Source organism: Pseudomonas sp. P4_C1 (assembly GCF_056402155.1).
The window spans coordinates 58,934-71,390 of record NZ_JBFUHY010000005.1 but is presented as its reverse complement, the minus strand read 5'-3'; the positions used below and the strand labels follow the sequence as shown (position 1 = coordinate 71,390).

General features: G+C 60.9%; 11 protein-coding genes and 1 pseudogene. 8 read left to right on the top strand and 4 right to left on the bottom strand.

The window, feature by feature from the left end; all coding sequences use genetic code 11:
* Positions 1-7: 7 nt before the first annotated feature.
* The 3 genes from AC1DU9_RS05590 to AC1DU9_RS05580 all read right to left on the bottom strand — a co-directional run bounded on the left by AC1DU9_RS05590 (position 8) and on the right by AC1DU9_RS05580 (position 3,809).
* Complete coding sequence (locus tag AC1DU9_RS05590; RefSeq protein ID WP_477809889.1) at positions 8-2,851, bottom strand: class I adenylate cyclase; 2,844 nt, start codon at positions 2,849-2,851, stop codon at positions 8-10.
* A 194-nt stretch (positions 2,852-3,045) separates the two neighbouring features.
* A complete protein-coding gene (locus tag AC1DU9_RS05585; RefSeq protein ID WP_007980796.1) occupies positions 3,046-3,291 on the bottom strand; it encodes a TIGR02647 family protein in 246 nt (81 codons plus the stop codon).
* A 233-nt stretch (positions 3,292-3,524) separates the two neighbouring features.
* On the bottom strand, positions 3,525-3,809 hold the full coding sequence (locus AC1DU9_RS05580; protein ID WP_223456453.1) for a hypothetical protein: 285 nt from the start codon (positions 3,807-3,809) through the stop codon (positions 3,525-3,527).
* Positions 3,810-3,933: 124 nt separating this feature from the next.
* Here AC1DU9_RS05580 and AC1DU9_RS05575 point away from each other — a divergent pair, with 124 nt between their 5' ends.
* Complete coding sequence (locus tag AC1DU9_RS05575) at positions 3,934-4,593, top strand: glutathione S-transferase family protein (RefSeq protein ID WP_223456455.1); 660 nt, start codon at positions 3,934-3,936, stop codon at positions 4,591-4,593.
* A 137-nt stretch (positions 4,594-4,730) separates the two neighbouring features.
* Here the strand turns inward: AC1DU9_RS05575 and argH are convergent, their stop codons facing one another.
* Positions 4,731-6,125, bottom strand: coding sequence for an argininosuccinate lyase (gene argH / locus AC1DU9_RS05570; protein WP_223456457.1), 1,395 nt, complete (start codon positions 6,123-6,125; stop codon positions 4,731-4,733).
* 340 nt (positions 6,126-6,465) lie between these two features.
* On the opposite strand from argH, the pseudogene AC1DU9_RS05565 reads away from it, so the two are divergent.
* From AC1DU9_RS05565 to AC1DU9_RS05535, 7 genes and pseudogenes are all read left to right on the top strand, one after another.
* A pseudogene (locus AC1DU9_RS05565) lies at positions 6,466-6,588 on the top strand (sensor histidine kinase); the annotation flags it as partial.
* Positions 6,585-7,331, top strand: a complete 747-nt coding sequence (locus AC1DU9_RS05560; protein WP_223456459.1) for a LytR/AlgR family response regulator transcription factor — start codon at positions 6,585-6,587, stop codon at positions 7,329-7,331. The pseudogene AC1DU9_RS05565 and the gene AC1DU9_RS05560, both read left to right, overlap by 4 nt.
* 138 nt (positions 7,332-7,469) lie before the next feature.
* Entirely contained in the window at positions 7,470-8,411 is a 942-nt protein-coding gene (gene hemC, locus AC1DU9_RS05555; protein ID WP_223456461.1) for a hydroxymethylbilane synthase, read from the top strand.
* Positions 8,408-9,175, top strand: coding sequence for a uroporphyrinogen-III synthase (locus AC1DU9_RS05550; RefSeq protein WP_223456463.1), 768 nt, complete (start codon positions 8,408-8,410; stop codon positions 9,173-9,175). The genes hemC and AC1DU9_RS05550 overlap by 4 nt, the downstream gene beginning before the upstream one ends.
* A gap of 16 nt (positions 9,176-9,191) precedes the next feature.
* Positions 9,192-10,355: a uroporphyrinogen-III C-methyltransferase gene (locus AC1DU9_RS05545; protein ID WP_223456464.1), complete on the top strand. Its 1,164-nt coding sequence runs from the start codon at positions 9,192-9,194 to the stop codon at positions 10,353-10,355.
* Entirely contained in the window at positions 10,352-11,590 is a 1,239-nt protein-coding gene (locus AC1DU9_RS05540) for a heme biosynthesis protein HemY (RefSeq protein ID WP_223456466.1), read from the top strand. Before AC1DU9_RS05545 ends, AC1DU9_RS05540 begins: the two co-directional genes overlap by 4 nt.
* A 263-nt stretch (positions 11,591-11,853) precedes the next feature.
* Positions 11,854-12,405, top strand: coding sequence for a disulfide bond formation protein B (locus AC1DU9_RS05535; RefSeq protein ID WP_223456469.1), 552 nt, complete (start codon positions 11,854-11,856; stop codon positions 12,403-12,405).
* Positions 12,406-12,457: the final 52 nt, after the last annotated feature.

The window sequence follows — 12,457 nt, the reverse complement described above, 5'->3', positions numbered from 1 at the left end:
CACCCCCTCAGACCTGATCGAGCGCCTCGTTCAATGCGTGTTCCAGGTCAGCCTTGTAGCGCAGGTACAGATGAGTGGAACTCTGCCCTTCGCCGACCAGGCCTGACAGGTCGAGGTCAGTGATGTAGCCGCGGTAGCGTTCGGTCTCCCGGCGCTGCCCGACGATTTCCCGGGCGACCACGCGGAACAACCGGTCGCCATGTTCCAGCTCGGAAAACTCCCGTTGATTGCAATACAACGTCACCTGCACCTGACCCGGTGCGGCTTTGCCGACGATCGCCTGCACGTCGTAGAACGGCTTGTTCACCGGCGTCTGCGGTGTCGGCCGGGCTTCGATGCGGCGCGCCCGGCCAGGGCCTGACGGCAGCAGCTGGCAATACAGGGTGTCGAGGTTCAAGGGGTGGGCCGCCTCCATTGGCAACAGGGCATCGCGGCGATACTGGATCGATTGCAGGAAACGCTGCAGTGGCACCAGCAGGCTTTGCTCATCATGCCAGGGCAGGCGTTGCTGCCACAGGGCATTGAACTCATCGAGCACGTACAGATCGGCCTGATCTTCGTTGACTCGATAGAACACTTGTATGCAGTCCGGCTGGCCCGTCGGCAGGAACAGCGCTAGGTCGTGGTCTTCCAGTGCCTTCGGATCCAGGTGCAACGGGCTGTAGCTGGCCATTTCCTCGCCCAGGTAATCGATCAGCGCCGGTAGAGTAGCCAGCGCGACGTGCTGGACCTGGCCCGACACCAACTCCAGCACGTGGTAGTGCTGCTGGACCTGGATCAGGTAGCGATGATTGAGCCGGCTCAACAGCAGGTTCTGCGCGGTATCGAGGATTTCTTCCACTCGTTGGGCGATGAACTGCGCGCGGTTATGGCAGAAGCAACGTACCCGCAGCTTCGGCTGATGTGGCCCGGCCGGCAGGTTGTTGAGGTAATCGCGGATGCAGTCGAGCAGGGCGTGGGGGCCGTCGTAGCGACCGACCAGCACTTCGTTCCAGCTGTTGAGCGTGACCTGGTCCAGGGTCAGCACCAGGTTTTCCCGGACACCGGCGTAGCTCAGGGAGTCGGTGCGCTCGGTAGTCATCAGGATGTTCAGGTCGCGATGGTGCTTGAGCGGATCGATGCCGACATTCACCAGAATCAGCACTTCACTCGGCACGCTGGCGCGCAGCAGCGGTTCTTCGGCGACGGTGGGCAAGGGCAGGGCGATGGTCTGTTGCAGGCTGCCGAGCAGGTTGAACAGTTCGAATTCGCTCAAGTCGCTGGTGCCGGGGTGCAGGGCCAGGCGGGTACTGCTGTCGATCACGCCATTGCGGTGGCACCAGGTCAGCAGCTCGAGCAAGTGATGACTGCGTTTGATCGGCGCGAAATGCTCCCACTCCAGTGCCGTCAGGCTGCCGTTGTACAAGCCCCACTGGCTTTGCCCCGGCTCTTTCCTGTTCGGTGCGTGCACCAGCGTCAGGGTGTCTTCAGCCAGGTCCGGGGCGATACCGGGGTTGATGAACTCGACTTTGCCGGCCTTGCGCTCGAACGCGGCGTACAGGCGACGGCCGAGGACACTCAGGTCGCGCTTGTTGATGCGGCTGACCGTTTGTTCGTGACGGGCAAACTGGGTGAGGAAGCGGTAGCTGTAGTTCAGCTCGTTGACGAGTGCCCGCCGCTCGGAGCTGACCTGGCGGACTTTCCATTGGCTGCGGCTGTCGAGCAGGGTCAGTTGGCGCTGGTCCCAGTGCCATTCGTGGGCCAGGCGCTCGAGCAACGAGCGCTGCCAGCTCTGGGTGCGGCTGTTGCCAGTGAGTTTACGATTGACCTTCAGGTACAGCGCGCGACGCACCAGTTCCAGCCGTTCCGGTTCGTTGCGGGCGATCAGGTATTCCTCGATACGCCGGTACACCACGACATACGGATCCAGTTCGTCGAGGTCGAGCTGGTTGGCGAACACCGCTTGCTTGAAGCGCAGGCTCAGGCAATGGACCCTGGGGTGTTCACTGGCGTAAACCTCTGTCAGCAGCAGCTTGAGTACCGACTTGTAGGGTGACTCGATGCCCTTGAACAACTGCCAGAGCCCGGCGCCGATAAATTCACCGGGCGGGATGAAGGCCAGGTTGCCGAGGTCGAGGGTTTCATCGGCGCGGATAAAGCGTTTGGAGATCAAGGTATGGGTGTAGCGGTCGTAGCTCGACTCTTCGTAGACCGGCACCAACCACCAGATCGGTGTGCGCCCGGCGAGCCAGATCGCGGTGCGGTAAAACTCGTCCAGCAACAGGTAGTGCTGGGTGGTGCCGCAATCTTCCGAACTCAGCTGGGTATCGCGCTCGCCACGGACGAAACGGATCGGGTCGATCAGGAAGAAGTGCGCTTCGGCGCCCTGGCTGGCAGCCCAGGTTTCCAGCAACTGGCACTTTTTGCGCAGCTCGGCGAGTTCGTTCTCGGTCAAGTCCGGCCCATGGCAGACCCACACATCCATGTCGCTCTGGTCGGCCTGCGCCAGGGTGCCGAGGCTGCCCATCAGGAACAGTCCGTGAATCGGCCTTGGCGGGTTGCTGCCGTGGCGCGGTTTGTAGGAAAACGAGCGGGTCAGGCGCTGGGCTTCAGCGAGGACATTGGCATCCGGTTCGAAATTCGACAGCCCGGCCGGCGTACTGCCGGAAACGTAGCCGGGCAACAGCGGATGATTAACGTGGAAAAACAGCGGCAGCAAGGTCAAGACCCCTTGCTGGCGGGTCGACAACCCTTCCATGGCGCGAGCCATGCGCCCTTCGTTGAGTTTCAGAAAACGTGCGCGCAGCTGGCCGAGAACCTTGCGGTCAATTCCCTCGTCCAGATCGGGGCGGATTTCATGGGTGCGCGTCATGTCAGCTCAAACCGGCTCGCAGGGCTCGGACGTGGGGCTCTTCGGATGAGGGGCAGTTTAGCGCCTTGAGGCAAGGACCTTTAAGCTGATTTTGTTTTTCTGGCGTCAGATTTCTATCGATTGGAGACAGAAATCAGGGGAGTGTGCCCGCGGAAATCCCTGGGTCGGGGTCTCCGTGGGCGATGCGGCAGAATTCAGGCTGTTACTTCGGCGTTAAGAATGGTCAGCACGGATTGCACATTTTGCGCGGCGTCACGACCCAGGCTGGTCAGGTAACCGCCATCAGGCTGGTCGGTCAGTTCTTTTTCAAAGAGGCGTTTGGCGGCGGCAATGTGTTTCGGGGCAGCGGTCTGATGAATTTTCAGACCTTCCTGGGAACTGTCCAGGTTGAAGAGTGCGAGGACTTCCAGTTCGGCAACCAACTCAGGGGTAAGCGACATAAGGACTCCAGACTTTCTAGGAATTGGACGACAGCGCCCCTAAGGTGAACCCGCTTGTCCGGCATGTCCAGTGCTCGCGACAGGGTTTTTTCTCTGTAGGAGCAGCCGGTCGACGCTCGATTGCTCGCGAAGGTCGTCAACGATGACGCGTAAACCAGATGCCCCGTGGCGCTCTCGGGTTTTTCGCGAGCAATCGAGCGTCGACCGGCTGCTCCTACAGGGAGGGCGTGGGTTTATTGCTTTTCCGGCGGCAACTCGGGCAATGCGCGCAGGGCAGCTTCATACCATTGGGTGTTGAACGCGCGGTCTTCTTCGAGGATCGCGTCGATTTCTACCGCCAGAACATGAGCCATCAGGTTGAGGATTTCTTCGCGCTCATAGCCCACCAGCGTCAGCTTGTTGAACGTCGCTTTGGCAGCTGGCGGGTTGTCGCTTTCGATCTGGTTTTCGATGGCCTGGATCAGGGTACTTTCGGCGAACTCTTCTTCGTCGTTGTCGATATCGGTTGGCTCGCTCATGGCAGGCTCCTCAGGGAAAGGTGGCCAGTTTACCCGCATTCAGTCGCGTGATGCTGCTGGCAAGAATCCCGGCAGCGCTCTATAAACAGACACCGCCCACCCCGCACGGCCTGGAGGCTTTGTGATGTTTAAACTTTATGGATTCTGTGTCAGCAACTACTACAACATGGTCAAACTGGCGTTGCTGGAAAAAGGTCTGCCGTTCGAGGAGGTCATGTTCGTCCCGACCCAGACCCCGGAGTCATTGGCGATCAGCCCGCGGGGCAAGGTCCCGGTGCTGGGCGTCGAGCAGGGCTACATCAACGAAACCAGTGTGATTCTCGAGTACATCGAACAAGCTCAAAAGGGCAAGCCGCTGCTACCGAATGAGCCGTTCGAGCGCGCGCAGGTGCTGGCGTTGGCCAAGGAAATCGAGCTGTACATCGAACTGCCGGCGCGAGCCTGCTTCCCGGAGGCATTTTTTGGCATGACGGTGCCGGAGGCGATCAAGGAAAAAACCAAAGCCGAACTGTTGCTGGGGATGGCATCGCTGGGCCGGCACGGCAAATTCAGCCCTTATGTGGCTGGCGATAGTTTGAGCGTGGCGGATCTGTATTTTCTGTTCAGTGTGCCACTGGCGTGTGGCGTAGCGCAAAAACTGTTCGGCATTGATTTGTTGGCTGAAATGCCGAAGGCCAAGGCGTTGCTGGAACGGTTGGGGGGTAACCCGAACGTGCAGCGTGTGGCGGCGGACCGGGAGGCCGCGCTGCCGGCGTTCATGGCGATGATTGCTGCCAAGAAGTAGTTCTGTGGGGTCTTGAGGTCAGTCATCGTCGGAACGCCGCCCGGAGCAAGCCTGCTCCCACAGGGTTGGATGTGCGAACACTATCCAGTGTGGGAGCGAGCCGGCTCCGGGCGGCGATCCGACGATGCTTTTGGCTTTTAACGGCTGGCCAGCAACGACTGGCCACGAGCCACGGCAGCCTTCACCTGCGCCGGCGCGGTGCCGCCGATGTGGTTGCGGGCATTGACCGAGCCTTCGAGGGTCAGCACGGCGAACACGTCCTGATCGATCTGGTCGCTGAACTTGCGCAGTTCTTCCAGGCTCATTTCCGCCAGGTCCTTGCCGCTGTCCACACCGTACTTCACGGCATGACCGACAATTTCGTGGCAGTCACGGAATGGCAGGCCGCGACGCACCAGGTAGTCGGCCAGGTCGGTGGCGGTGGAGAACCCGCGCAGCGCCGCTTCGCGCATCATCGCGTGCTTGGGCTTGATCGCCGGAACCATGTCGGCAAAGGCGCGCAGCGAGTCGCGCAGGGTGTCGGCGGCGTCGAACAGTGGTTCCTTGTCTTCCTGGTTGTCCTTGTTATAGGCCAGAGGCTGGCCTTTCATCAGGGTCAGCAGGCCCATCAGCGCACCGAATACGCGACCGGTCTTGCCACGCACGAGCTCCGGCACGTCCGGGTTTTTCTTTTGCGGCATGATCGAGCTGCCAGTGCAGAAGCGGTCGGGCAGATCGATGAACTGGAATTGCGCGCTGGTCCACAGCACCAGCTCTTCGGAGAAGCGCGACAGGTGCATCATCGCGATGCTGGCGGCCGAACAGAATTCGATGGCGAAATCGCGATCGGAGACGTTATCCAGCGAATTGCCGCCAACCGCGTCGAAGCCCAGCAGTTGGGCGGTGTACTCACGATCGATCGGATAGGTAGTGCCGGCCAGCGCGGCGCTGCCCAGCGGCATACGGTTGGTGCGCTTGCGGCAGTCGACCAGGCGTTCGTAGTCGCGGCTGAGCATTTCGAACCAGGCCAGCATGTGGTGCCCGAACGTCACTGGCTGTGCAGTCTGCAGGTGGGTGAACCCCGGCATGATGCTGGCGGCTTCGCGCTCGGCCTGCTCCAGCAGGCCTTTTTGCAGGCGGGTGATTTCGGCCAGGATCAGGTCGATCTCGTCACGCAGCCACAGACGAATGTCGGTGGCGACCTGATCGTTACGGCTGCGGCCGGTGTGCAGTTTTTTACCGGTCACGCCGATGCGGTCGGTCAGGCGCGCCTCGATGTTCATGTGGACGTCTTCGAGGTCGATGCGCCAGTCGAACTGACCGGCCTCGATTTCGCCCTGGATGGTCTTCAGGCCATCGATGATGCTGTCGCGCTCGGCATCGGTCAGCACGCCGACCTTGGCCAGCATGGTGGCGTGGGCAATCGAGCCCATGATGTCGTGGCGATACAGGCGCTGGTCGAAGGTGACGGAGGCGGTGAAGCGGGCGACGAAGGCGTCGACGGGTTCACTGAAGCGGCCGCCCCAGGACTGATTGGTCTTGTCAGTGCTCATGAATTCGCTCGTATCGGCTTGAAGTAGGAAGGCGTGGAACGCTGGCGCGGATAATAACAGGGTTGCCAATCCTGTCGCTGACGCTGGTCGACAGGTTTTTTTTGGGGACGAGTCCAGGCTTGGGCAAGCCCCGCGCATTTTTGCGCAACGATATTTTCCAATTGAGCTGTATCGTCCCGGCAACCGTCTACAGTTGGACAGTAGGATCAGCGCACTTTTCGTTGCAGCCGCTGATTATAAAAAGAGGGGGGTGTTCAGATTGCGTAACAACAAACCCTGTGGCGATGTATCGCCAATGCGGGCCTGGGCCGCCAATCGCCCGGCAGATGAAAATTTAGCCGCCGGACCAGCGGCACTTTTTGACGCTCGCGCTAGTCTTAGCGTGGATCGCGGTGACGGACGTCACTTCACCTGTCTACGCTATCCTTGTGCGAGACTCACGCAGGAATCCAGCGCAATATGAATGTCCTGATCGTTGATGACGAACCCTTGGCCCGCGAGCGCCTGAGCCGAATGGTTGGCGAACTCGAGGGATACAGTGTCCTGGAGCCTAGTGCCACGAATGGCGAAGAGGCGTTGGCACTGATCGACAGCCACAAACCGGATATCGTGCTGCTTGATATCCGCATGCCCGGCCTCGATGGCCTGCAAGTGGCTGCGCGGTTGTGCGAACGTGAAACCCCTCCCGCCGTGGTGTTCTGCGCCGGGCCCGATGAATTTGCCGTGGAAGCCTTACAGGCCAGCGCCGTAGGCTATCTGGTGAAACCTGTGAGAACTGAACAATTACATGACGCATTAAAGAGAGCCGAGCGCCCCAATCGTGCCCAGCTCGCCGCCCTGACCCGCCCTGCTGCCGAAAGCGGCAACGGACCGCGCAGCCATATCAGCGCCCGAACCCGTAAAGGGATCGAGCTGATTCCGCTGGATCAGGTGGTGTATTTCATTGCCGACCACAAATACGTGACCTTGCGCCACGAAGGCGGCGAAGTGCTACTCGATGAGCCGCTCAAGGCCCTCGAAGACGAATTCGGTGACCGTTTCGTGCGTATCCATCGCAATGCACTGGTCGCCCGCGAGCGTATCGAGCGACTGCAGCGCACCCCCTTGGGACATTTTCAGCTGTTTCTCAAAGGTCTCAACGGTGATGCACTGATCGTCAGCCGGCGCCATGTGGCTGGCGTACGCAAAATGATGCAACAGCTTTAAACAGCTGTTCGCAGGCGAATTTCACACCCGATTGCCGGACATCCGGGGCCAGGGAGGCCGAGTAGTATCTGATACAAGTCAAAGTGGATTTGGCTGAGATGTTATTATCCGCCGTATCTATTCAGTACGGATTGATCCATGTCCTCTCGTCAGATCCGCATCGCCACCCGCAAAAGCGCTCTCGCCCTGTGGCAGGCCGAATACGTCAAAGCCCGTCTTGAAGTGGCGCATCCGGGCCTGCTGGTCACCCTCGTCCCCATGGTCAGCCGTGGTGACAAGCTGCTTGACTCACCGCTGTCGAAAATCGGTGGCAAGGGCCTGTTCGTCAAGGAGCTCGAAACCGCGCTGCTGGACAATGAAGCCGACATCGCCGTGCACTCCATGAAAGATGTGCCGATGGACTTCCCCGAAGGCCTTGGTCTGTTCTGCATCTGCGAGCGGGAAGACCCGCGCGATGCGTTCGTTTCCAACACCTACGCCAGCCTGGATGAGTTGCCCCGGGGCAGCATCGTCGGCACTTCCAGCCTGCGCCGCCAAGCTCAATTGCTGACCCATCGTCCGGACCTGGAAATCCGCTTCCTGCGCGGCAACGTCAACACTCGCCTGGCCAAGCTCGATGCCGGCGAATACGACGCCATCATCCTCGCCGCTGCCGGCCTGATCCGTCTGGGATTTGAAGATCGCATCACCTCGGCCATCAGCGTCGACGACAGCCTTCCAGCCGGTGGCCAGGGCGCGGTGGGTATCGAATGCCGCAGCGCCGACCGTGAAATCCATGCTCTGCTGGCGCCCCTGCATCACCAGGACACCGCCACCCGCGTGACCGCCGAACGTTCTCTCAACAAGCACCTCAATGGTGGCTGCCAGGTGCCGATTGCCTGCTACGCCGTGCTGGAAGGTGAGCAGCTGTGGTTGCGCGGGCTGGTGGGCGATCCAAATGGTGGTCTGCTGCTCAGCGCAGAGGCCCGCGCTCCTCGCGGCGATGCCGAAGCGCTGGGTGTGCGGGTGGCCGAAGACCTTCTCAGCCAGGGGGCCGACGCCATACTCAAAGCGGTCTATGGCGAGGCTGGTCACGAGTGATCGGCTGGCGCTTGCTGCTGACGCGTCCCGCCGATGAGTCGGCGGCGCTGAGCAGTCTTTTGGCTGAGCAGGGGATATTCAGTAACAGTCTGCCGCTTTTGGACATCATGCCGATTGCGGTCACTGACACAATGCGCCAGGTGATTCTGGCGCTGGACCAGTTCTGCGCGGTCATTGTGGTCAGCAAGCCAGCCGCCCGGATCGGCGTCGATCTGCTCCAGCGATATTGGCCAGTGCCCCCCGGTGTGAAGTGGTTCAGCGTCGGCGCGGCGACTGCGCAGATCCTCGAGGATCACGGATTGGACGTGAGCTTCCCGGCAGAGGGCGATGACAGTGAAGCCTTGCTCGAATTTTCCCGACTACGCGAGGCTATCGCACATCCCGATGCGCGAGTGTTGATCCTGCGCGGGGAGGGCGGGCGCGAGTTGCTGGCGGAGCGTTTGCGTGAGCTTGGTGCTAGTGTCGAGTATCTGGAGCTGTACCGCCGGGCATTGCCGATTTACCCGCCGACACTGCTGCTGCAACGGATCCAGGCGGAACGCCTGAACGGGCTGGTGGTCAGCAGTGGACAAGGTTTTGAGCACCTGCATCAATTGGCCGGCGACGCCTGGCCGCAGTTGGCGCGGTTGCCGTTGTTTGTACCGAGCCCCAGGGTTGCCGAAATGGCGCGTGCCGCCGGGGCCAAAACAGTTGTGGATTGTCGCGGCGCCAGTGCCGCGGCCTTGCTGACGGCGTTACGGGAGCATCCCGTACCCGTTTTCTAATGCAAAGGATGGATACGTGAGCGAAACAGCCTTGCCTAAAGATGACTCGCGACCGGTGCTTGATGCACCTGTTGATGCCCCTGTTGATAAAATGCCGCCACCACCACCTGCCGCCGAGCAGCGTCGAGGCAATGGTCTGGCAGTCATCGCGCTGCTGTTGGGTGCGGCCGGTGTCGCGGTGGGCGGTTGGGGTGTCTGGCAGGTGCGTCACCTGCAAGCCAATAATCAGCAGCAACTGAGCCAGGTGCAGGCGCTGAATGACCAGGCGCAAAACCTCAAACTCAATGAGGAGCGCCTGAGCGCACGCCTGGCGCAATTACCTCCCGCCGATGAACTGGAAGCACGTAGCCGTCTGGTCATTCAGTTGCAAGGTGATCAGCAGCGGTTGAACCAGCGCCTGGAAACCATACTCGGTGCCAGTCGCAAGGACTGGCGTCTGGCCGAGGCGGAGCACCTGCTGCGTCTGGCCAGCCTGCGACTGTCCGCCTTGCAGGACATCAGCAGCGCCCAAGCGCTGGTCCAGGGTGCCGACGAGATTCTGCGCGAGCAGAACGACCCAGGCGCCTTTGCTGCTCGCGAGCAGGTGGCCAGGACCCTGATTGCCTTGCGCAGTACCGAACAACCGGATCGCACCGGGCTGTTCCTGCGTCTGGGCGCGCTGCGCGATCAAGTGGCCAGTCTCACCGAGCTGGCGCCGGAGTACAAGGACCGTGGCGATTCGTTGCTGGGCCTGACCGCCGATGGCGACGGTGCCAGTCGCTGGGCGCAATGGTGGGATCAGATTTCGCGCTACATCCGTATCGATTTCAATGCTGACAAAAACGTTCGTCCATTGCTGGCCGGCCAGAGCCTGAGTCAGGTACGCCTGGCCCTGAGCCTGGCGCTGGAGCAAGCGCAGTGGGCCGCACTCAATGGCCAGGCGGCGGTTTACTCCCAAGTGCTGGACGAAGCGCGGGACATCCTCAAGGGCAACTTCAACCCGGACAACGCACAAAGCAAAGTGATGCTTGAGCAGGTGGCCGAGTTGAGCAAGCAACCCGTCACCGTAGTCACACCAGATATGACCGGCACCCTGAGCGCGGTGCAGGGGTATCTGGAACGGCGCAACGTCAACGCCGAGGACTCGGTCAAGCCAATGGCCAGGCCTGCCGCGAACGCTACGCCGGAGGCCACGCCATGAGACGCCTCTATGTGATCGTGTTCCTTGTGATCGCCGCTGCCGCTGCGCTGGGGCTGGCGATTGCCGAACACTCCGGTTACGTGCTGATTGCCTACAAGACCTTCCGCTATGAGTCGAGCCTGTGGGCTACTTTGGCGCTGGTGGCTGTGCTCTGGCTGGTTTTCTGGGGCATCAAGTCGCTGGTCGAACTGGTGATGGCTTCCAGTGGCGTGGTCAATCCGTGGTCGCGGCGTAACCGCAGTCGTCGGGTGCAGGTGGCGATCGAGCACGGTCAACTGGACCTGGCCGAGGGTCGCTGGGCCAGTGCGCAACGTCACTTGCATCGGGCCGCCGAAGCCGAGCGCCAGCCGCTGCTTTACTACCTCGGTGCGGCCCGTGCCGCGAACGAACAAGGCAATTACGAAGAAAGCGACAACTTGCTGGAGCGCGCCCTGGAGCGTCAGCCTCAGGCCGAGTTGGCTATCGCCTTGAGCCACGCTCAGTTGCAGACCGATCGCGGTGATACCGAAGGTGCCCTCGCCACCCTGCAAGCCATGCGTGAACGCCATCCTCATAACGCACAGACCCTGCGGCAGTTGCAGCGCTTGCTTGAGCAGCGTGGTGACTGGTCGGCAGTGATTCGCCTGCTGCCGGAGCTGCGCAAAGACAAAATCCTGCCGGCGGCCGAGCTCGCCGAGCTGGAGCGTCGGGCCTGGGGGGCGAACCTGTCTCTGGCAGCGCAACGGGAAGAAGACGGAACGGTGGGGCAGCAATCGCTCGAACGTGCCTGGCAACAACTGACCTCGGCACAGCGTCAGGAGCCGCAACTGGTGCTCGCGTATGCCGAACAACTGCGGCAATTGGGGGCTCAGGTCGAGGCCGAAGAAGTGCTGCGTACCGCTCTCAAACGCAGCTACGACAGTCATCTGGCACGACTCTACGGACTGGTTCGCGGCAATGATCCGGCCCGCCAGTTGCAGGCTGCCGAAGGCTGGCTCAAGGACCATCCGGCTGATCCGGGCCTGCTGCTGACACTGGGTCGTCTATGCCTGCAAAACAGTTTGTGGGGCAAGGCCCGGGACTATCTGGAAAGCAGCCTGCGTGTACAACGCAATCCGGAAGCCTGTGCGGAACTGGCGCGCTTGCTGGCGCAAATGGGCGATACCGAGCGCAGCAACCAGCTGTTTCAGGAAGGCTTGGGGTTATTGGATGAACGCTTGCTCGCGGCCCCTCTGCCAGTGCCAGCCCGCGCTTGACCCGTTCGCTGGCGCCAGGTTCCGGCGTCTGAGCGATGACCTGCGGCGAAGGAGCGATCGTCCTCGCCGCAGTGCGATGATGAGTTGAAATTCAGTTGCCGCATCTCGTCGCAGGCAAAGTCCTACAGAGGACTACACTTTATCCTCTCGTCTGCGTCGGGATTTCCCTACACCTGTGCTGAAGTCTCTGTGGGCACTTGCCTTGTAAGGCCGTCGCGCTTTCCTCTACCGTAATGGTCTGTCACTACTTTTACGGAAAAGCCATGTCTTTGGCCTGCTCACGTTCCTTGTTTTTCATGGCCTTCATTGCGGGCGCTCTGGCGATGGGCGTTTCCTACTACCTGGAATATGCAGTCGGCCTGCGGCCTTGTGGATTGTGTCTGTTGCAACGGTTTTGCATGGCGCTCTTTGCCGGTGTCTGCCTGTTGGCTTCGGTCCATGGCCCTGGTCGCATCGGAAACGTTCTGTATTGGCTGCTCAGTCTTTGTTGCAGTCTCGCCGGCACTGTCACCGCGTGGCGACAGGTCCTGCTGCAAAGCCTTCCGACGGAACAGACAGCGGCGTGCTCGACCCATCTGGCGGACCTGTTGGCCAGTTCTCCGTGGCTATCCGTCGTACAACAAATGTTCAAGGGCGCTGCCGACTGTGTGGAAATTTCCTGGACGCTGTTCGATCTGAGTCTCACCGAGTGGAGCCTGTTGTTCTTCGTCGCGATGATGATTCTGGCCGTTTACCAGTCGTTGCGACTGGTCTGGATCAGCGATCAACGACCACTCAGCGGCGAGTCGTCGCACCGGGCCTTTGCGGGCGATTAAACACTTGTATGAACTTTATCGCCTGCGTACCTTGAAGCCAGTGTCGTGCGGG

What these genes read in the sequence shown, in the direction of transcription:
- AC1DU9_RS05575 (WP_223456455.1), top strand. Translation starts at nt 3,934, where the DNA reads ATGTTTAAACTTTATGGATTCTGTGTCAGCAACTACTACAACATGGTC.
- AC1DU9_RS05590 (WP_477809889.1), bottom strand. Translation starts at nt 2,851, where the DNA reads ATGACGCGCACCCATGAAATCCGCCCCGATCTGGACGAGGGAATTGAC.
- AC1DU9_RS05585 (WP_007980796.1), bottom strand. Translation starts at nt 3,291, where the DNA reads ATGTCGCTTACCCCTGAGTTGGTTGCCGAACTGGAAGTCCTCGCACTC.
- AC1DU9_RS05540 (WP_223456466.1), top strand. Translation starts at nt 10,352, where the DNA reads ATGAGACGCCTCTATGTGATCGTGTTCCTTGTGATCGCCGCTGCCGCT.
- AC1DU9_RS05560 (WP_223456459.1), top strand. Translation starts at nt 6,585, where the DNA reads ATGAATGTCCTGATCGTTGATGACGAACCCTTGGCCCGCGAGCGCCTG.
- argH (WP_223456457.1), bottom strand. Translation starts at nt 6,125, where the DNA reads ATGAGCACTGACAAGACCAATCAGTCCTGGGGCGGCCGCTTCAGTGAA.
- AC1DU9_RS05580 (WP_223456453.1), bottom strand. Translation starts at nt 3,809, where the DNA reads ATGAGCGAGCCAACCGATATCGACAACGACGAAGAAGAGTTCGCCGAA.
- AC1DU9_RS05535 (WP_223456469.1), top strand. Translation starts at nt 11,854, where the DNA reads ATGTCTTTGGCCTGCTCACGTTCCTTGTTTTTCATGGCCTTCATTGCG.
- hemC (WP_223456461.1), top strand. Translation starts at nt 7,470, where the DNA reads ATGTCCTCTCGTCAGATCCGCATCGCCACCCGCAAAAGCGCTCTCGCC.